Origin of the sequence: Asticcacaulis taihuensis (genome assembly GCF_900100255.1) — a bacterium.
Taxonomy (GTDB): Bacteria; Pseudomonadota; Alphaproteobacteria; order Caulobacterales; family Caulobacteraceae; genus Asticcacaulis; species Asticcacaulis taihuensis.
Genome location: NZ_FMTS01000001.1, coordinates 644,292 through 660,265, shown reverse-complemented (window position 1 = coordinate 660,265; position 15,974 = coordinate 644,292). Strand labels below are relative to the sequence as shown.

Sequence of the window (15,974 nt, the reverse complement as noted above, 5' to 3'; positions counted from 1 at the left end):
TATAATTGTTAGCGCTATCAATGACTTTTATGACCGGCTTTGCCGTAGGGGGCAAGCGCATAAACGCATGGCAAGGTCTTCACAGCCTTGACTCCTGTTCACGGCAAACTAGCATCAATAGAAACCAATCCGGGAGATGCGTCATGTTGAAATCCATCCTGCTGGCCTCTGTGGCGCTGTTCTCACTGGCGGGTACCGCCCAGGCGCAGGCCATAAGCGCGGCGCGCATTTCCGATGACATCAAGGTGTTGTCTTCCGATGCGTTCGAGGGGCGCGGCATCACCACGCCGGCCGAGCAGAAGGTGATCGATTACATGTCGAAAGGCTTTGCCGCCGCCGGCTTTCAGCCGGGCGGAGAAAATGGCGGATGGACGCATGCGGTTCATCTGCGCCAGTTTGTGGTCAGCGATCCGAAACTGGCGTTTAATTTTGCTGATGGTCACAGCCTGGATTTGAAGCAGGGCGAAGACATCACCGCCTCTACGCGAGGGGCACTGGGCGATGTCAGCTTCGACAAGGCGCCCCTGGTCTTTGTCGGTTATGGTGTCACCGCGCCGGAACGCGGATGGGACGATTTCAAAGGTATTGATGTCAAAGGCAAGATCCTGGTCGAACTGATCAACGATCCGGACTTTGTCGAACCGCAACTGATGACCTTCGGCGGCAAGGCCATGACCTATTACGGCCGCTGGACCTACAAGTATGAAGAAGCTGCCCGCCGTGGCGCGGCCGGTGTCATCATCATCCATGATGCCGACGCGGCCTCCTATGGCTGGGATACGGTGCGCAATTCCTGGTCCGGCCCGCAGTTCGATATTGTCCGGCCCGATCCGTCGACCGCCAGCCCAAAGCTGGAATCGTGGATCAGCCATGACACGGCCGAGGCGCTTTTCAAGGCGGCGGGGCTTGACCTGGCCGACCTGCACGGGAAGGCTCGATCAAAGAACTTCCAGCCGGTGCCGCTGAATGTGACCTTGAGCGGTGGTTACAAGGTGGCGGCCAGCGAGATCACCACGCACAACATCATCGCCCGCCTGCCGGGCACGAAATATCCCGATGAGACCGTGCTCTTCACCGGTCACTGGGACCATCTCGGTATCTGCGCGCCGCAGGCGGCTGACAAGATATGCAATGGCGCCGTCGATAACGGCACGGGCAGCGCCACTCTCCTGGAACTAGCGCGGGCTTTTGGAAAAGCCGAAAAGCCGGAACGCTCGATCGTTATGATCGCCTTCACCGCCGAGGAAAGCGGGCTTCTCGGGTCGGAATATTATGCCAGCAATCCGGTCTATCCGCTGACCAAAACGGTGGCCGGCATCAATATGGATGCTCTGAATGTTAATGGTGCGACCAGGGATATCGTGGTCGAGGGCGTTGGTCAGTCGTCGCTGGATGACATGGTCGCGCTTTACGGTGGCCAGCAGAACCGCACCATCACGCCCGATCCGCGTCCGGAAGCCGGCGGTTTCTTTCGCTCGGATCACTTCCCGCTGGTCAAGCGTGGCGTGCCTATGCTGGTCGCCTATTCGGGCGATGACATGGTTAAGGGAGGCAAGATGGCGGGGGAGGCGATGTCAAAGGACTATACCGATCACCGCTATCACCAGCCGGGTGATGAATGGTCGGCAGGCTGGGATTTAAGCGGGCTGGTCGAAGACGCCACGCTTTACTATCAAATCGGCGAGAGCCTGGCTAATTCACACCAGTGGCCGGTCTGGCGCGATACGTCTGAATTCAAGGGCGCGCGCGATAAGAGCGCGGCTGAAAGAAGGTAGGAGTCATCCCACTTCATTTTTCTTCAATCAGGTCGAATTTTATGGGATTGGGATCGTAGAGGCAGATATCACCGCTGCCCTGGGACTGGTAAATGGTCATCGTTGCCGTGGATATGATGGCAACGATCAGGGCCAGTATTTGTGGCAGCATCCACCATAGCCGGTTGCGGCATGTTGCCCACACATAGGCAATCACCAGAAGTACCAAAATCCAAAGCAGGATGACGATCAGACGTGCCGCCGTGGGTTCACAAGGCACGGCGACGGCATTTATAGCGATCAGAATGGCGAGCAGAATATAGTTGGCCAGTATCGCAATATTGACGCCCTGACGGTACGTGAAAAAAGCGCCGACTGATGTCACCGGAACCCCATATGGCAAACTTCTGATGAGCTGAGATTATACCATATGATGAGGATTTGCATTAAGAAATGCGGCGAAGTGGCGGCAACTTAAGCCCTATTCAGGACACATGGCACAGGCACCCTGCACGTAACCGGGGAATGCACGCGTAAGGGGATGTTAGTAAATCATCTGTTAACCTTGTCGGCTATAGAGCCCATCGATCAAAGTTTGAGGAGTTTTCGCCCATGGAGCGTCGTTCGTTTCTTCTGGCCGGCGTGGCCGCCGCCGCCACGCCCGTGATCGCCGGTCTGGCCCCGCGCCTGAGCCTGGCGCAAACCTATCCGACCGAAAAGAACCAGCCCGCTGAGGAAAAGGAATATCGCTACTATACCCGCGATGAGATCCTGACCGCGGGTTCGGATTTCCTGGGGGTGACAGTCGAGGCCCTGGGTGGCGCGCTCGAAAAGATTTTTGCCGATTACGGCGATCATCCGACGGCCTATATCGCCGGCACCGAAGCTTCGGGCGCGGTCGGTATCGGTGTGCGATACGGCAAGGGCAACCTGTTCATGAAGGATGTGGCTGAGCCGACTCACATGTACTGGCAGGGCCCGTCAATCGGGTTCGATACCGGAGCCAATGCTTCACGCGTCTTTACCCTGGTCTATAACCTGCGTGAGCCGATCTTCATGTATCGCCGCTTCCCCGGCGTCGAAGGCTCGGCCTATTTCATCGGCGGTCTCGGCATCACCTACCAGCGCGCCGAAGGCATTGTGCTGGCGCCGATCCGCGCCGGTGTCGGCTTCCGTCTTGGGGCCAATGTCGGCTATATGAGCTTCTCCAAGAAGCGCCGTGTGCTGCCGCTTTAAATGAAGACCTTGCGGCCTTCGCGCGAACTGACAAAGCCCAGTTCGAGCACTTTCATCACCTTGAGCGCGTCCTCTCCGGTCACCGGATTGGGCGCGTTTTCGCGTATGGTCTTTGCAATGGCCTCGTAATAGGCAAGGTAATTGCCAGGAGCGGCGGTGACTTCCTGTGATTGTCCGGCGATTTCACCGGCTACCGGCGTGAAAATACCCATGACCGGATCAATACCCCAGCCTGCGTCACCGGGGGTGCGGCCGGTTTTCAGCATCTCTTCCTGCGTATCCATGCCGAACTTGACGAAGGCACCATTCGCGCCCTGGACCTCTAGCGCCGGACCGGGGATCGTGGTCATCATCGACGAATGCAGAATGACGCGTAGGGGGCCGTAACCGAGCAAGGCATGAAAATAGTCATCGGTCTGGGCGCCGGGGCGTTGCCCGGCGATATCGGCCGATATCCATTCCGGCCAGCCGAACAGGCTTATCGCCTGATCGACCAGATGCGAGCCGAGATCGAACCAGATGCCGGAACCGGGACCGGCGCGTTCACGCCAGCGATTGCGCACCACGGGGCGCAGGCGGTCGTAACGCAGGACGACCTGATAGAGATCACCCAGGTGCGGCCGCAGGGTTTGCAGGGTCAGGTAATTGCTGTCCCAGCGGCGGCAATGAAAAACGGAGACTTTTTTGCCGACGCGTTCGGCGTGGGCCAGCACGGATTCGCCCTCGGCGACGCTCAAGGCAAACGGCTTGTCGATGACCACATGCTTGCCTGCATCCAGCGCTTCATGCGCCATGGAGGCATGAATTTCATTCGGCGTGGCGATGACGACCAGTTCAATCGCCGGATCGGCGAGGGCGGTGGTGAGGTCCGGCGCCACAGTCATGCCGGGCAGGTCGGCCAGAACATCAGCGGGCCGCGAGGACACGACAGTAGTCAGTTCCAGCCCCTTGGCGGCGCGGATCAGCGGGGCATGGATGGTTTTACCGGCATAACCGTAACCAGCCAGGGCGGTTTTCACATTAGCCATAGTTGAAACTCACCGAAATGCGCACATCGTCGCTGAGATTGATGGGGACTTCGTGACGCAGCCAGCTTTCCCACAGCAGCACAGTGCCGGCCTGCGGGGTGACATTGACGAAGGTCTGGTGTTCCGACCTGCCATTGGCCTTGCGCAGGGGGGCGTTCATCATGAAGCCGAGACGCGGGTCTTCCAGGCGCAGGGCGCTGGCGCCTTCCGGGATAGAGACATAAAAAGTGCCGGAAACGACGCTGTGCGGGTGGATATGGCTGGAATGGTGCCCCATCGGCTCCAGTATGTTGATCCACAGGGAGTTCAGCTTGAGCTTCTGGCCGTGAAGGTCGAAATCGAGCTTTTCCGCAAAGGCGGCGACATGGGTATCGAGCATGGCCTTCAGGTCGGCGAAGACACTTGCCCGCGCCGGCAGGTCATTGAGCGATGCATAGGAGGTGTAGCCGAGATAGCCCTTTGTCTGCGACCAGGTCTGGCCGGCTTCATCCTCGTCGGCGATGGCGCGGCAGGTATCGTCCAGTTCGGCGAGGAAGTCCTCAAAGCCCGGCTGCGTCGCCAGATCGGCGCGGTAAAGCTCGGTCACGAACAGGGGCGAAACGGTTGCGGGTGCTGTTTTGGTCATGGCCTGTCCTAATCCCGCAAGGCGGACAGGGCAAGCCAGTTATTCAGGCGTTCATTCCGAAAAGCAGGGCCGCCAGGAATATACCGACATTCACCGGGTTGAACGCACTGTCAATGGCGAGCCAGGCCGGAAGGGCCGGGGCGGTTTTTGCTATTGCGTATGATGCGGCACGTTTTCCAAACATGCTATCAGGTTAATAAAGTCTTAATTTCGCGTCATCTCCTTTATCGCAATGATTGAATTTCATGCACAAAAAAAGCCTGTCGCGCTTTTGGCGTGACAGGCTTTATGGCGGGGGAGGAAGGGTTATTCGAGCTCAAAAGTCGCCGAGACGTTGACGCTCAGTTGCAGTTCGCCGGAAGACACCGGCGTCGAGGCATCGGCCATCTTGTTGGCGCGGAACATCATCGGCTGCGGCTGGTTATAGACCGGGCCGCCTTCCTCGATCGAGATGATGCGCTTGACCTTCATGCCGGTGGCGGCGGCATAGAGATTGGCGCGCTTGAGCAGGGTGGCGACCGCTGCCTGACGCGCCTGGTCGGTCAGGGCTTCGTCGTTTTTCAGGCCAAAATTGATGGCATTGACCTGATTGATGCCGGCCTTGATCACGGCATCGATCACCGGACCGGTCTGGTTCAGGTCGTTGACACGAACGGTGATCTGGTTCTGCGCCTGATAACCGGTCAGCTTCGGCGCCTGGCCATCGGTATAGTCATATTGCGGATTGAGGTTAAGGCTCGACGTCTGGATATCCTTGGCGGCGATGCCGGCGCTCTTCAGAGACGCCAAGACCGCGTTCATACGGACATTGTTGGCCTTCATGGCGTCGGAGGCGGTATTGCCTTGCGTCACCACGGCGAAATTGATGGTGGCCATATCGGGCGTGGCGCTGACCTCGCCATTGGCGCTGAGGGACAAGGTGCTTTGTGCCGGCATGACCAGAACGGGTTGCGTGGTCTGGGCCAGGGCTGCGCCAGGGGCCATCAGGGGGGCGGCGACCAGGCCGGCGCTCAGGGCACCTAAAGCGAAGGATTTCAGCAGGGCGGATTTGATGGCGGGCATGTGGATGGTCTTTCTTGTTTGAGTGCCGCAAGCCTTGATATCGGCTTTGCGGTAAGTCCATGATGATCGATCGCGCATGAATGTGGGCTGAACAGGCCGGACAGTTCAAAAATAGCCTTTAAATCTGACGGCGTGCATGTTAGCACGGCCTCCCTTCATATTTGGGGGCCTGTAGCTCAATGGTTAGAGCCGACCGCTCATAACGGTCTGGTTGGGGGTTCGAGTCCCTCCGGGCCTACCAATACCCAAACATGAAAAAATGGCCGGCGAATAATCGCACGGCCACTTTCGCATCGATCAGTTGACGGCCTTTTCCACCTTGTCACCAGCCTTATCGAGGTTGCGCTCGACATTATCCGCCGGCGCCTGATCGCCCAGTTTGTCGGCCGCCTTGTCAAGCCCGTGCGGCGCGGCCTCGATGGCGTCACCGACCCGTTCGCTGCCGGAACGATGATCCTGCATCAGAAATATGGCGCCGACCGCCAGAATGGCAATGACTGCGACGGCGATAATGACGACCAGGCCGTTATTGCCTGAAGACTGGGAAGGGGTGGCCATAGGTATCTCCATTGCTTGTTACAGAGAGGCTAGTCCATCCGGTTGCAAGGAGACTGTAGGGATGTCTCCTCTGGTTCATAAAGGCGTCGTCAGGGTGATATTGCCGCCCCAGGTACATTCTTCTTGGCAATTAGGAATTGAGAAACTTAAATATGCAATTTTAAGTTGCTATCGTAGTTATCTCATCCTTGGGTGGCGCAGCACATGTTTCACAGGGCCTTTTCGTTTCATGCCGGGTGCTCGGATAAATCGGGCGCATCAGCGGTTGAGTTTGCCCTGATCAGCCCGCTGTTCATTCTGATGCTGGCCGGGATCGTGGATTATGGCAGCTATTTCTCGACCGCGCACGGTGTACAGCAGATGGTCAACGACGCCGCGCGCACGGCCATAGCCGGCAGCACAGCCGCCGAACGGCTGGAACTGGCGCAGGGCGTTATGGACAGCGAGACTGACAAATACGCCTTCCTGTCGAAAGGCACGGCGTCCCTCTCCATTACGGAGGGCACGCAGGTTCTGACCGTGACCCTGACCTACAAGCCAGATGGCGGCACATTCGAGCTTTTTCCCCTGCCGCCAGGAATGCCGGACACCATTATCCGCTCAGCGTCCATCGTGCGCGGCGGCTATTAAACTTTGGAGGGTGCCATGAGATCTTTTCATGTTCATTTCCTGGCCCGCTTCCACCGCGACAAGCGCGGGTCCGTCCTGATCATGGGAGCGGGACTGATGATTATTACAGTGGCGCTGGCGGCTTTTGCCGTCGATATGGGCTATGTCTACGTCAAAAGCCGGGAATTGCAGGGCACGGCCGATCTGGCGGCGATGTCGGCGGCGGCGAATCTGACCACGGCCCAGAGTGCGGCCCAGGCGGTGGTGCTGGCGAATGCAAAGGGAGACATTATCACGGCGATGACGCAGATCGGCTTTTACGATGCCAGTGTCAGCAAGACACCGTCAGCGCGTTTTAAGGCCACGCCGGTGACCGATGCCAATGCGGCGCAGGTGACCCTGAGCGCGGATGCCGATCTGTTTTTCGGCCGGATGCTGGGCCAGAATACAGCGCACATCACGCGCACGGCCACGGCCTCGTCGGTCAGGCTGGCGGCTTTCAGCATCGGTACGCGGCTGGCCTCGGTCAATGGCGGCGTGGCCAATGCGCTCCTGAGCGGCCTGACCGGCAGCACTGTCAATCTCACCGTCATGGATTACAACAATCTGGCCGGCGCGAAGGTCGATCTGCTGAACTATGTCCAGGCCCTGCATACCCGCGCCAATCTGACCGCCGCCACTTTCGATCAATCCCTCGCCAATGACATCACGGTCGGCGATGCCCTGACCCTGCTGGCTGATGAGACGGACGCGAATGCCAGGACAACGCTGAAGGTGCTCGCCAATAGTCCGGTCAAATCGACGAAGATCAAAATGAGCGATCTGGTCGATATCGGCGCCTATGGCGAACAGGATCGGATTGTCGGCGGCGCCGACGCGGCGATCACGGTCGACAGCCTGACAATGGCCAGGGCCATTCTGTCCCTTGCCAACCAGGACCGGCAGGTACAGCTCGATCTGGGGGCGCAAGCGCCGGGGCTGGCGGGCCTGAAGGTCTGGATGGCGATCGGCGAGCGGCCCAATCATTCCGCATGGCTGACCGTCACCCGCACCGGCGAGCCGATCATCCGCACGGCGCAGGCTAGGCTTTATATCGATGCCCAGGTGGTGCCCGGATTGTCAGGCGTCAGTCTGGTTCATGTACCGCTCTTTATTGAACTCGCTTCGGCCCAGGGCAAATTGTCGAGTATCTCCTGCAATGCCAACAAGACGCTGAACAGTGTCACGCTGGCCTTAAGCCCCGGCATCGGTCAGGCCGCTATCGGCACGGTCAATGCGACAGATCTGAACGACTTCAAGAAAACGCTGGCCGTATCACCGGCGCAACTGGTGACAATCCCGCTGGTCGGGGGCGTTACGGCTCAATCGCAGATTAAGGTGGGCGGAACGACCTGGCAGACCGCCACCTTCAGCGCCGCCGATATCAGCAACCAGACCGTGAAGACCGTACGGACCAACGACGCCGTGACCAGCATCGGCTCGTCCCTGGCTGGTCAGGCCCAGTTGACGGCTAATGTGTTGGGGCTGGGCATCGGCCTGGATCTTGTGACAAAGAGCCTTGGTAACCTGATTGCCGGACTGGGCCCCGTGCTTGATCCGGTGATCAATGCCTTGCTCGATCAACTGGGCGTCGGGCTGGGCGAGGTCGATGCCCAGGTCAATGGCCTGCGCTGTTCCGGGGCGGCCCTGGTGATCTAGGCGGCGACTGGCACCGTCTTAGGTCGCGTGATCAGCAGCACGAAAAAGGCGGCGAACAGGCACAGGCTGCCGGCGATCAGGAAGGCCGGGATATAGGTGGCATAGGTGGTGCGGATATAGCCGGCGGTGAAGGCGATGGCCGCCGCGCCCAGTTGGTGGCCGGCAAATATCCAGCCAAACACCACGCCGGCCTTTTCGCGGCCGAACTTTTCAGCCGTCAGTTTCAGGGTCGGCGGCACGGTGGCGATCCAGTCGAGCCCGTAGAAGACGGCAAACAGCGACAGGCCGCCGAAGGTAAAATCGGTATGGGGCAGGTAGAGCAGCGAAAGCCCGCGCAGGCCGTAATACCAGAAGAGCAGCCAGCGCGAATCGAAGCGATCGGACAGCCAGCCGGAACCGATGGTGCCGATGAAGTCGAATATGCCCATCATGGCCAGCACACTGGCCGCCGTCACCGCCGCCATGCCGTAGTCGCCGCACAGGGAAACGAAGTGCGTCTGGATCAGGCCATTGGTCGAGGCGCCGCAGACAAAGAAGCTGGCGAACAGAATCCAGAAGGTGCGGGTCCGAGCGGCTTCTGTCAGCATGGCGATTGGGGAAAGCTGTGTCGCGGGCGCGGGCGGTACGGCCTCGGTCTCGCCACAGGGCAGTAGGCCCAGATCGGTCGGCCGGTCACGCAGCAGGCAGAGCACAGCGACCAACGCCACGGCAAGAAGGCCGACCACCAGTAGCAGCGCTGCGCGCCAGCCATGACTTTCCGACATTTTGGCGACCAGCGGCAGGAAGGCCAGTTGGCCGGTAGCTGAACTGGCAGTCAGGAGGCCAATCACCAGACCGCGCCGGTGCGTGAACCAGCGCGTGGCGACGGTGGCGCCCAAAACAATGGCCGTCATGCCGGAACCGACGCCAACAAAAATGCCCCAAAAGAGGGCCAGTTGCCACATCTCAGTCATCAGCATGGAGAGGCCAAGCCCGCTGACGATCAGGGCAAGCGCCAGCGACACCACCTTTTTCAGGCCGAACCTCAGCATCAAGGCGGCCGCGAAGGGGGCGATGGCGCCGAACAGTATCAGCCGTAAAGCAAGCGCTCCCGAGATTTGTGCCGTGTTCCAGCCGAATTCCTTCTCCAGTGGCGGCATCAGCACACCCGGCGCACCCAGTGCGCAGGCGGTGGTGAGCATGACCAGGAAGGCAACGCCGGCCATCACCCATCCGTAGTGAATATTGTGGCGCTTCAGGCGGTCGGCGAGGACGGTCGAAATCATGGCGGACTCATTTTACATGATAATTGTCATGATTGCATTTATGATAATGGTCATGTATAGTCAAGACATGAAAACATCCAAAGCAAATGTCGAGGCCAATCGGGAGAAACTGCTGGCGGCGGCTTCCGAAGGGTTTCGGCGGCATGGCTTCGACGGCGTCAAGGTGGCCGATGTCATGCAGGCGGCCGGCTTGTCGCATGGCGGCTTCTACACCTATTTCGACTCCAAGGAAGATCTGGTGGCACAGACCTGCGCGACCTCCCTTGAGCGCCAGGCGGGGCGTCTGAAGGCGGCGAAAGGGGATCGGCAGACGGAACTGGATGCCTATGTGACGCGCTATCTGTCGACGAAAAACCGCGATGAGCCGGGCCAGGCCTGTCTGTTTCCGTCTCTGGCCGCCGATGTGGCCCGGCAGGCTGAACCCGTGCGGCAGGTCTTCAGCGAAGGGGTGGCGGATTATCTCGACGCCCTGGCGGTTTTGACCGACACCGGCGAGGGGCGGCAAAAGGCGATCACCCTGTTATCGACGCTGGTCGGCGCCATGGTCCTCGCGCGGGCGGTCAATGATGAGACGCTTTCGGATGAAATACTGACCACTGTCAGAACGACAATTTCTGCGCATTCCGGCTAAAATTTTTTCCAGACCGCGTTTATTGGATAGTCACCCGTATCAGGCGAAATCTATGTTTGCCTTGTCGTGTCAGGTGTGACCAATTTCGCTAATGGACACACTGGATATCACAAGAAACGGCGATTTTCAGACGGACATCGACGCCGTTGCCGGCATTGCGGCCGTGCCCCGAATACTCGATCTGATCTGTCGCACAACCGGCATGGGGTTTGCCGCCATTGCCCGTATCACGCCGGAACGCTGGGTGGCCTGCGGGGTGAAGGACAATATCGGTTTCGGCCTGAAACCAGGTGGGGAACTGAAGGTCGAAACCACGCTCTGCCACGAAATTCGCCAGAGCCTAAAAGCGATTGTTTTTGATGACGTTGCCAAAGATCCGCATTATGCCACGCATCATACGCCGGCAATATATGGGCTGAAAAGCTATATCTCCGTGCCGATCATATTGCCGGGTGGCCGTTTCTTCGGCACGCTCTGTGCTATCGACAGCCGGCCGACCAGGGTCAATACGCCGGAAATTATCGGTATGTTTGAGCTGTATGCCGAACTGATCGCCCATCACCTTGACACGCATTACCATATGATGGCCGCGCAATCCGAGCTGGCAGAAGCGCAGAAGACCGCCGAGTTACGCGAGCAGTTCATCGCCGTGCTTGGGCATGACCTGCGCAATCCTCTTGGCGCCATCATGTCCGGGGTGACCTTGCTTGAGAAAATACCCCTCGATGAACGTGGCACCCGTCTTGTAGCCATGATGCAGACCTGTACCGCGCGTATGACCGAATTGATCGAGAATGTGCTCGATTTTGCCCGCGGCCGCATGGGGGCTGGAATTGTACTCGATATTCGTCAGGATATACGGCTTGAGCCCGTTCTTGAGCAGGTCATCAGCGAGTTGCGCACAAGCTGGCCCGAACGGGTGATCTCCGTGGCTTACGATTTGCGTTCGCCGGTCGATTGCGATGGCAGCCGTATCGCGCAGCTCTTTTCCAATCTGTTAGGAAATGCCCTGACCTATGGCGCGCCGGATGAACCGGTGCGCGTCAGTGCCAGAAGCAGAGAGAGGAAGCTCGAACTCCAGGTCGCCAATGGCGGGCAGCAGATACCGGCAGATATCATGACGCGCCTGTTCCAGCCTTTCGTGCGCGGGCACGGTCAATTGACACAGCAGGGCCTGGGGCTCGGCCTCTACATTGCGTCTGAAATTGCCCGTGCCCACGGCGGCGAACTGACAGCGACCTCTACACCGGAAGAAACACGCTTCGTTCTGCAAATACCCGCCTAAAGCTTGCGATTCCGGCGCATCCAGGCGGCGGCGTAGCCGCAAACAGGCTCGACCGCATAGCCTTTTTCGGCCGCGGCTGTCATGATGCCCTCCATCAGCCGGCCGGCGGCGCCGGTCCCGCGCAGGGCCGGCGGGGCCTCGACATAATCGATATAGAGCGTGTCGCCCGATATCCGGTAATCGGCACGGGCAATCTGGCCGTCGATATTCAGTTCGAAGCGGCTTTCGCCGGTATTGTCGGTGACGGCCTGGTCCATGATCAGTCTCCTTGTTTGTAAAGAGATAGGCGCGTGCCGGTAAGGACGCAATATGGCGATCGTTTTGCCTGCGAGGGATCCTCCGAAGGCGGACCGGACATTTTTGGCCACAGGGCTGTCAAAATTGATGTCTAGTCTGTATCTTCGCGCCCGATTCCACACGACTCCCGTGCGGAATCGGACCTATTATTGTGTTTTCCGGTGTGAAACCGCCGGGCCTATGGGGATTTTCACCATGTCAGATAAGGATCGCGGAGATTTCGGGGATCGCGGCACCTATTCGCCCCCCACCGAGGACAATCTGAGCTACGAATCGCGCCGGACGCCGGCTTCGCGTGACAAGGCGCCGATCACGCTGATTATCAGTGGCATCTGCCTGGTCGTTCTGCTGCTTGTGGTGGTCATCCTCTATAATTCCGGCACGCTCAACAAGCATGGAAATATCGCCCCGGAAGTCGGTGATTCTCTTGGGGATATCAAGGAAGGCCAGGTTCAGGATGCCAAGCCGCTGAGCGACCAGGACCTGAGCGAATCCGGTATTGCCACCTTCGCGCCCGGTGCTGAAGTGCCCGGCGCCCGCCCGGCGGCAAGCGCTTCGACGGTCGATATCGCCCCCTTGCCGGCAGCGCCGATCGAAGGGCCGCTGCCGTCGCAAGCAACCGCCAGCGCCATAAGCAGCAGCGCGGCCCCCGCCCGTATTGACGCCACGCCGGTGCCTGGCGCCAGTGCGTCCGCGTCTCAGCCGGCTGCCGCCAAGCCGGTCGCATCAGTCGCGGCCAAGCCTGTGACGGCGCCCGTTGCCGCCGCCAAACCAGCGGTAAGTGGTTCGGCTTCGGTGCAGATCGGCGCCTATACCTCGACCGACATAGCCAATGCCGAATATGCCAAGGTGGCGTCGTCCTACGGTCTGTTTGTCGGCGGCGCCAGCAAGCGGATTGAAAAGGTCACCACGCCCAACGGCACCTTCTATCGCACGGCCTTTACCGGCCTGAGCGCGGACAAGGCGAAATCCTTCTGTTCGGCGCTCAAGGCGTCGGGCCACGACTGCATCGTAAAGTAGGACCGTGGGCAAGGGGATCGCCGCCAAAGATACGAGGGCATGTATTCTGGGCCTGGCCGGCACCGAACTGACGCCTGAGGAGCATCGCTTTTTCAGCGATCTTCAGCCGCTCGGCTTCATCCTGTTTCGCCGCAATATCGAAACGCCAGCGCAGGTAAAGGCGCTGGTGGCTTCGCTCAAAGGGCTGGTGGCGCATGACGCCCTGATCTTGATCGACCAGGAGGGCGGACGGGTGCGCCGTCTGCGGCCGCCGCACTGGCCGGACTATCCGCCGGCTTCGCGTTTTGCCGAAGTGACCAATGATCCTTCCGAAGAACGCGAAATGGTTCGCCTGGGCGCGCGGCTTATGGCGCATGACCTGGCGGAACTGGGCATCAATGTCGATTGCGCGCCGGTGCTCGATGTGCCGCAGCCGGGCGCTCATGAAATTGTCGGTGATCGCGCTTACGGGATGGCGCCGCAGGCCGTCGCGGTGATGGGCCGCGCGGCTTGCGAAGGTTTCCTGGCCGGTGGGGTTTTGCCGGTGATCAAGCACGTTCCCGGCCACGGACGGGCAGGGGCTGATTCGCATACCGACCTGCCGCGCGTCGATGCGAAACTCGATGAATTGCTCAAGGTCGATTTCTATCCCTTCCAGGTCAATGCCGACATGCCGATCGCCATGACGGCCCATGTGCTTTATCGCGCCATCGACAAGCGCAATCCGGCGACGACTTCAAGGAAATGTCTGAAGATTGTCCGCGATGTTATTGGTTTCGATGGTCTTTTGATCACTGATGACCTGTCCATGAATGCCCTTTCCGGCACTCTGGAAAAGCGCGCAAAGGCCGCCTTGCGTGCTGGCGTTGACGTGATCCTGCATTGCAGTGGTCAGATGGCCGAGATGAGGCAGGTCGCGCATGTCACGCCGAAGCTGAAGGGCGAGGGTCTGCGCCGAGCGAAAGCCGCCATAACACGCCTGCTGAAAACGCCTGAACCACTCGATGTGATCGACGCGCGTGCCCGTTTCGATGTGGTGATGGCGCGGGGCCAGGATGCCGGCGCCAAATCTGATCCGACCGAGGTCACGCCGTCATGAGCCGCGACACCACGCCGAAAGGTCTGGAGCACGATGTCCTGCAAAGGCGTCTCGACTTTGAAGGTCCGGCGCCGGATGTCGCGGAAGAAATCGCCAATGACGAGGCGCTGATTCTTGAACTGGACGGCTATGAAGGGCCGCTGCATGTTCTGCTGGCCCTGGCCCGCCAGCAAAAGGTCGATCTGCTCAAGATTTCGATCACTCGCCTGGCTGAACAGTATCTCGCCTTTATCCAGGAAGCCCGGCGCCTGCGCTTTGCCTTGGCGGCGGATTACCTCGTTATGGCGTCGTGGCTGGCCTATCTGAAATCGCGTCTGCTGCTGCCACAGGCCGAACGCAAGCAGACCAATGAACCGGCGCCGGAAGAACTGGCTCTTTCGCTCGCCTATCGTCTGCAAAAACTGGAAGCGATCCGCAAGGCCGTGGAGGCCCTGACCTCGCGGCCGCAATTAAAACGCGATGTCTTTGCCCGAGGCGATCCGGAGGCGCGGCTAATCATTCCGTCCTCACGCATCGAGGCCAATGTCTTCGACCTGATGAGCGCCTATGTCACCCAGCGCCGCCGCGAACTGGACCGCCATTACGATCCGACCCGCCGCATAGAAGCCTATTCGCTGGAAGACGCCCGCGATAATCTGCGGGCGCAGTTGCCCAGGCTGAGCAACTGGACGGCGCTGGACGAGGTGGCACCGCAGCCGGTGCGCAGCGATGGGCCACGCCGGGTCTCCTATGTGGCGTCAACCCTTTCAGCCTCATTGGAACTGGCCAAGGAAGGTCATTTGCAGCTCCAGCAACTGGCAACGTTCGAGACGCTTTACATGCGTAAAAGGCAGGCGCTGATGGGAGACAAATCATGACCCCGGAAACCGTCGAGCGCGCCATCGAAGCGCTTTTGTTCGCCGCCGATGGCCCGTTGTCGGCCTCGGAAATCGCCTATCGCCTGCCGGAAGGCGCCGATGTCGGCAAGGCGCTGGCTTCCTTGCGCGCGCGCTACGCCGGACGCGGGGTGTCGCTGGAGATCATCAATGACCGCTGGCAGTTCCGCACCGCCGCCGACCTCGGTTACCTGATGGTCGAGGAGCGCGAGGAGCCGCGCCGGCTCTCCAAGGCCGCGCTTGAAACGCTGGCCATCATTGCCTACCACCAGCCGGTGACGCGGGCCGAGATCGAAGCGGTGCGCGGGGTTGGCCTGTCGCGCGGCACGCTCGATGTACTGCACGAAATGAATCTGATCAAACTGCGTGGGCGCAGGCGGACCCCCGGTCGCCCGGTCACCTACGGCACGACCGACTACTTCCTGGAGCAGTTTTCCCTGCCGTCTCTGGCCGACCTGCCGGGTGCGGCCGAAATGCGGGCGGCCGGCCTGCTTGACATCAATGTACCGGCGGACTTTATGGTGCCCGATCCTTCCAGCGGACAGACCGCCGAAGATCCGTTGCTTCTGGAGGAGATGGAAGAAACCGAGTTTGCGCAAGACTTCTTCGAGAAAGAGTGATTTTGCGCAAAAACACTTCCAAGACAGGTTAAAACGCGCCTATAAGAGCGTAAATTGGTCCGGACGGACTGACATTTAAAGGGGCGGCCTCCCATCTGAGAGGTGGGCGGGCTCGCAAAGGAGATTAGAGTATGGGTAGTTTCAGCATCTGGCACTGGTTGATCATTGGTCTGGTGGTCCTGGTCCTGTTCGGCGGCGGCAAGCTGTCGGGCCTGATGGGCGATGCCGCCAAGGGCATCAAGGCGTTCAAGAACGGCCTGAAGGACGATGAAGACGATGTGAAGGCCAAGAAGGACGACGAGCCGAAAGCCTGATCGCATCTATCTGAAATCC

The 15,974-nt window shown here is 59.7% G+C and carries 18 protein-coding genes and 1 tRNA gene; 12 read left to right on the top strand and 7 right to left on the bottom strand.

Annotated elements, in window-relative coordinates; all coding sequences use genetic code 11:
* Positions 1-143 precede the first annotated feature (143 nt).
* Positions 144-1,775 carry a M28 family metallopeptidase gene (locus BLO49_RS03110; RefSeq protein ID WP_090644044.1) on the top strand — a complete coding sequence of 544 codons (1,632 nt, stop codon included), beginning with the start codon at positions 144-146 and terminating at the stop codon, positions 1,773-1,775.
* Between the two features lie 13 nt (positions 1,776-1,788).
* On the opposite strand, the gene BLO49_RS03105 is transcribed toward BLO49_RS03110, so the two are convergent.
* Entirely contained in the window at positions 1,789-2,139 is a 351-nt protein-coding gene (locus BLO49_RS03105; RefSeq protein ID WP_090644041.1) for a hypothetical protein, read from the bottom strand.
* Between the two features lie 227 nt (positions 2,140-2,366).
* Here BLO49_RS03105 and BLO49_RS03100 point away from each other — a divergent pair, with 227 nt between their 5' ends.
* Entirely contained in the window at positions 2,367-2,990 is a 624-nt protein-coding gene (locus BLO49_RS03100) for a DUF1134 domain-containing protein (protein ID WP_090644039.1), read from the top strand.
* On the opposite strand, the gene BLO49_RS03095 is transcribed toward BLO49_RS03100, so the two are convergent.
* From BLO49_RS03095 to BLO49_RS03085, 3 genes are all read right to left on the bottom strand, one after another.
* On the bottom strand, positions 2,987-4,018 hold the full coding sequence (locus BLO49_RS03095) for an oxidoreductase (protein ID WP_090644036.1): 1,032 nt from the start codon (positions 4,016-4,018) through the stop codon (positions 2,987-2,989). The two genes, BLO49_RS03100 and BLO49_RS03095, sit on opposite strands and share 4 nt — an antisense overlap.
* The gene (locus BLO49_RS03090; RefSeq protein WP_090644033.1) at positions 4,011-4,643 is read right to left on the bottom strand and encodes a TIGR02466 family protein; all 633 of its coding nucleotides are present in this window, start codon (positions 4,641-4,643) and stop codon (positions 4,011-4,013) included. The genes BLO49_RS03095 and BLO49_RS03090 overlap by 8 nt, the downstream gene beginning before the upstream one ends.
* A gap of 306 nt (positions 4,644-4,949) precedes the next feature.
* A complete protein-coding gene (locus BLO49_RS03085) occupies positions 4,950-5,705 on the bottom strand; it encodes an SIMPL domain-containing protein (RefSeq protein ID WP_220083692.1) in 756 nt (251 codons plus the stop codon).
* A 165-nt stretch (positions 5,706-5,870) separates the two neighbouring features.
* Between BLO49_RS03085 and BLO49_RS03080 the strand changes: the two genes are divergently transcribed.
* Positions 5,871-5,946: transfer RNA gene (locus BLO49_RS03080), tRNA-Ile, on the top strand.
* A gap of 56 nt (positions 5,947-6,002) precedes the next feature.
* Here the strand turns inward: BLO49_RS03080 and BLO49_RS18560 are convergent.
* A complete protein-coding gene (locus tag BLO49_RS18560) occupies positions 6,003-6,263 on the bottom strand; it encodes a hypothetical protein (RefSeq protein WP_090644028.1) in 261 nt (86 codons plus the stop codon).
* A 204-nt stretch (positions 6,264-6,467) separates the two neighbouring features.
* On the opposite strand from BLO49_RS18560, the gene BLO49_RS03070 reads away from it, so the two are divergent.
* Together BLO49_RS03070 and BLO49_RS03065 are read left to right on the top strand one after the other, a co-directional pair.
* Positions 6,468-6,893: a TadE/TadG family type IV pilus assembly protein gene (locus BLO49_RS03070; protein WP_090644024.1), complete on the top strand. Its 426-nt coding sequence runs from the start codon at positions 6,468-6,470 to the stop codon at positions 6,891-6,893.
* Positions 6,894-6,908: 15 nt separating this feature from the next.
* A complete protein-coding gene (locus tag BLO49_RS03065) occupies positions 6,909-8,570 on the top strand; it encodes a pilus assembly protein TadG-related protein (RefSeq protein WP_090644022.1) in 1,662 nt (553 codons plus the stop codon).
* Here BLO49_RS03065 and BLO49_RS03060 read toward each other — a convergent pair.
* Positions 8,567-9,835, bottom strand: a complete 1,269-nt coding sequence (locus tag BLO49_RS03060; RefSeq protein ID WP_090644020.1) for an MFS transporter — start codon at positions 9,833-9,835, stop codon at positions 8,567-8,569. The genes BLO49_RS03065 and BLO49_RS03060 overlap by 4 nt on opposite strands.
* A gap of 67 nt (positions 9,836-9,902) precedes the next feature.
* Between BLO49_RS03060 and BLO49_RS03055 the strand changes: the two genes are divergently transcribed.
* Together BLO49_RS03055 and BLO49_RS03050 are read left to right on the top strand one after the other, a co-directional pair.
* Positions 9,903-10,466, top strand: a complete 564-nt coding sequence (locus BLO49_RS03055) for a TetR/AcrR family transcriptional regulator (protein WP_170828180.1) — start codon at positions 9,903-9,905, stop codon at positions 10,464-10,466.
* A 91-nt stretch (positions 10,467-10,557) separates the two neighbouring features.
* Positions 10,558-11,751 (top strand): GAF domain-containing sensor histidine kinase, encoded by a 1,194-nt coding sequence (locus BLO49_RS03050; protein WP_090644014.1) that lies wholly within the window; start codon positions 10,558-10,560, stop codon positions 11,749-11,751.
* Here the strand turns inward: BLO49_RS03050 and BLO49_RS03045 are convergent.
* Positions 11,748-12,008 carry a GNAT family N-acetyltransferase gene (locus BLO49_RS03045; protein WP_090644012.1) on the bottom strand — a complete coding sequence of 87 codons (261 nt, stop codon included), beginning with the start codon at positions 12,006-12,008 and terminating at the stop codon, positions 11,748-11,750. The genes BLO49_RS03050 and BLO49_RS03045 overlap by 4 nt on opposite strands.
* A 235-nt stretch (positions 12,009-12,243) precedes the next feature.
* Here BLO49_RS03045 and BLO49_RS03040 point away from each other — a divergent pair, with 235 nt between their 5' ends.
* The 5 genes from BLO49_RS03040 (at position 12,244) to BLO49_RS03020 (ending at position 15,955) form a co-directional block, all read left to right on the top strand.
* On the top strand, positions 12,244-13,068 hold the full coding sequence (locus BLO49_RS03040) for an SPOR domain-containing protein (RefSeq protein ID WP_090646040.1): 825 nt from the start codon (positions 12,244-12,246) through the stop codon (positions 13,066-13,068).
* 4 nt (positions 13,069-13,072) lie between these two features.
* On the top strand, positions 13,073-14,146 hold the full coding sequence (nagZ, locus tag BLO49_RS03035) for a beta-N-acetylhexosaminidase (RefSeq protein ID WP_245678835.1): 1,074 nt from the start codon (positions 13,073-13,075) through the stop codon (positions 14,144-14,146).
* Entirely contained in the window at positions 14,143-15,003 is an 861-nt protein-coding gene (locus BLO49_RS03030) for a segregation and condensation protein A (RefSeq protein ID WP_090644009.1), read from the top strand. Before nagZ ends, BLO49_RS03030 begins: the two co-directional genes overlap by 4 nt.
* The gene (scpB, locus tag BLO49_RS03025) at positions 15,000-15,641 is read left to right on the top strand and encodes an SMC-Scp complex subunit ScpB (protein ID WP_090644007.1); all 642 of its coding nucleotides are present in this window, start codon (positions 15,000-15,002) and stop codon (positions 15,639-15,641) included. The genes BLO49_RS03030 and scpB overlap by 4 nt, the downstream gene beginning before the upstream one ends.
* 131 nt (positions 15,642-15,772) lie before the next feature.
* Entirely contained in the window at positions 15,773-15,955 is a 183-nt protein-coding gene (locus BLO49_RS03020; protein ID WP_090644005.1) for a twin-arginine translocase TatA/TatE family subunit, read from the top strand.
* Positions 15,956-15,974: the final 19 nt, after the last annotated feature.

Bases quoted from the DNA above. Each gene is read 5' to 3' on its own strand.
- BLO49_RS03110 (WP_090644044.1), top strand. From the start codon at position 144: ATGTTGAAATCCATCCTGCTGGCCTCTGTGGCGCTGTTCTCACTGGCG.
- BLO49_RS03030 (WP_090644009.1), top strand. From the start codon at position 14,143: ATGAGCCGCGACACCACGCCGAAAGGTCTGGAGCACGATGTCCTGCAA.
- BLO49_RS03055 (WP_170828180.1), top strand. From the start codon at position 9,903: ATGAAAACATCCAAAGCAAATGTCGAGGCCAATCGGGAGAAACTGCTG.
- BLO49_RS03070 (WP_090644024.1), top strand. From the start codon at position 6,468: ATGTTTCACAGGGCCTTTTCGTTTCATGCCGGGTGCTCGGATAAATCG.
- BLO49_RS03100 (WP_090644039.1), top strand. From the start codon at position 2,367: ATGGAGCGTCGTTCGTTTCTTCTGGCCGGCGTGGCCGCCGCCGCCACG.
- BLO49_RS03090 (WP_090644033.1), bottom strand. From the start codon at position 4,643: ATGACCAAAACAGCACCCGCAACCGTTTCGCCCCTGTTCGTGACCGAG.
- BLO49_RS03050 (WP_090644014.1), top strand. From the start codon at position 10,558: ATGGACACACTGGATATCACAAGAAACGGCGATTTTCAGACGGACATC.
- BLO49_RS03020 (WP_090644005.1), top strand. From the start codon at position 15,773: ATGGGTAGTTTCAGCATCTGGCACTGGTTGATCATTGGTCTGGTGGTC.
- BLO49_RS03065 (WP_090644022.1), top strand. From the start codon at position 6,909: ATGAGATCTTTTCATGTTCATTTCCTGGCCCGCTTCCACCGCGACAAG.
- scpB (WP_090644007.1), top strand. From the start codon at position 15,000: ATGACCCCGGAAACCGTCGAGCGCGCCATCGAAGCGCTTTTGTTCGCC.
- BLO49_RS03060 (WP_090644020.1), bottom strand. From the start codon at position 9,835: ATGATTTCGACCGTCCTCGCCGACCGCCTGAAGCGCCACAATATTCAC.
- BLO49_RS03040 (WP_090646040.1), top strand. From the start codon at position 12,244: ATGTCAGATAAGGATCGCGGAGATTTCGGGGATCGCGGCACCTATTCG.
- BLO49_RS03095 (WP_090644036.1), bottom strand. From the start codon at position 4,018: ATGGCTAATGTGAAAACCGCCCTGGCTGGTTACGGTTATGCCGGTAAA.
- BLO49_RS03045 (WP_090644012.1), bottom strand. From the start codon at position 12,008: ATGGACCAGGCCGTCACCGACAATACCGGCGAAAGCCGCTTCGAACTG.
- BLO49_RS18560 (WP_090644028.1), bottom strand. From the start codon at position 6,263: ATGGCCACCCCTTCCCAGTCTTCAGGCAATAACGGCCTGGTCGTCATT.
- BLO49_RS03085 (WP_220083692.1), bottom strand. From the start codon at position 5,705: ATGCCCGCCATCAAATCCGCCCTGCTGAAATCCTTCGCTTTAGGTGCC.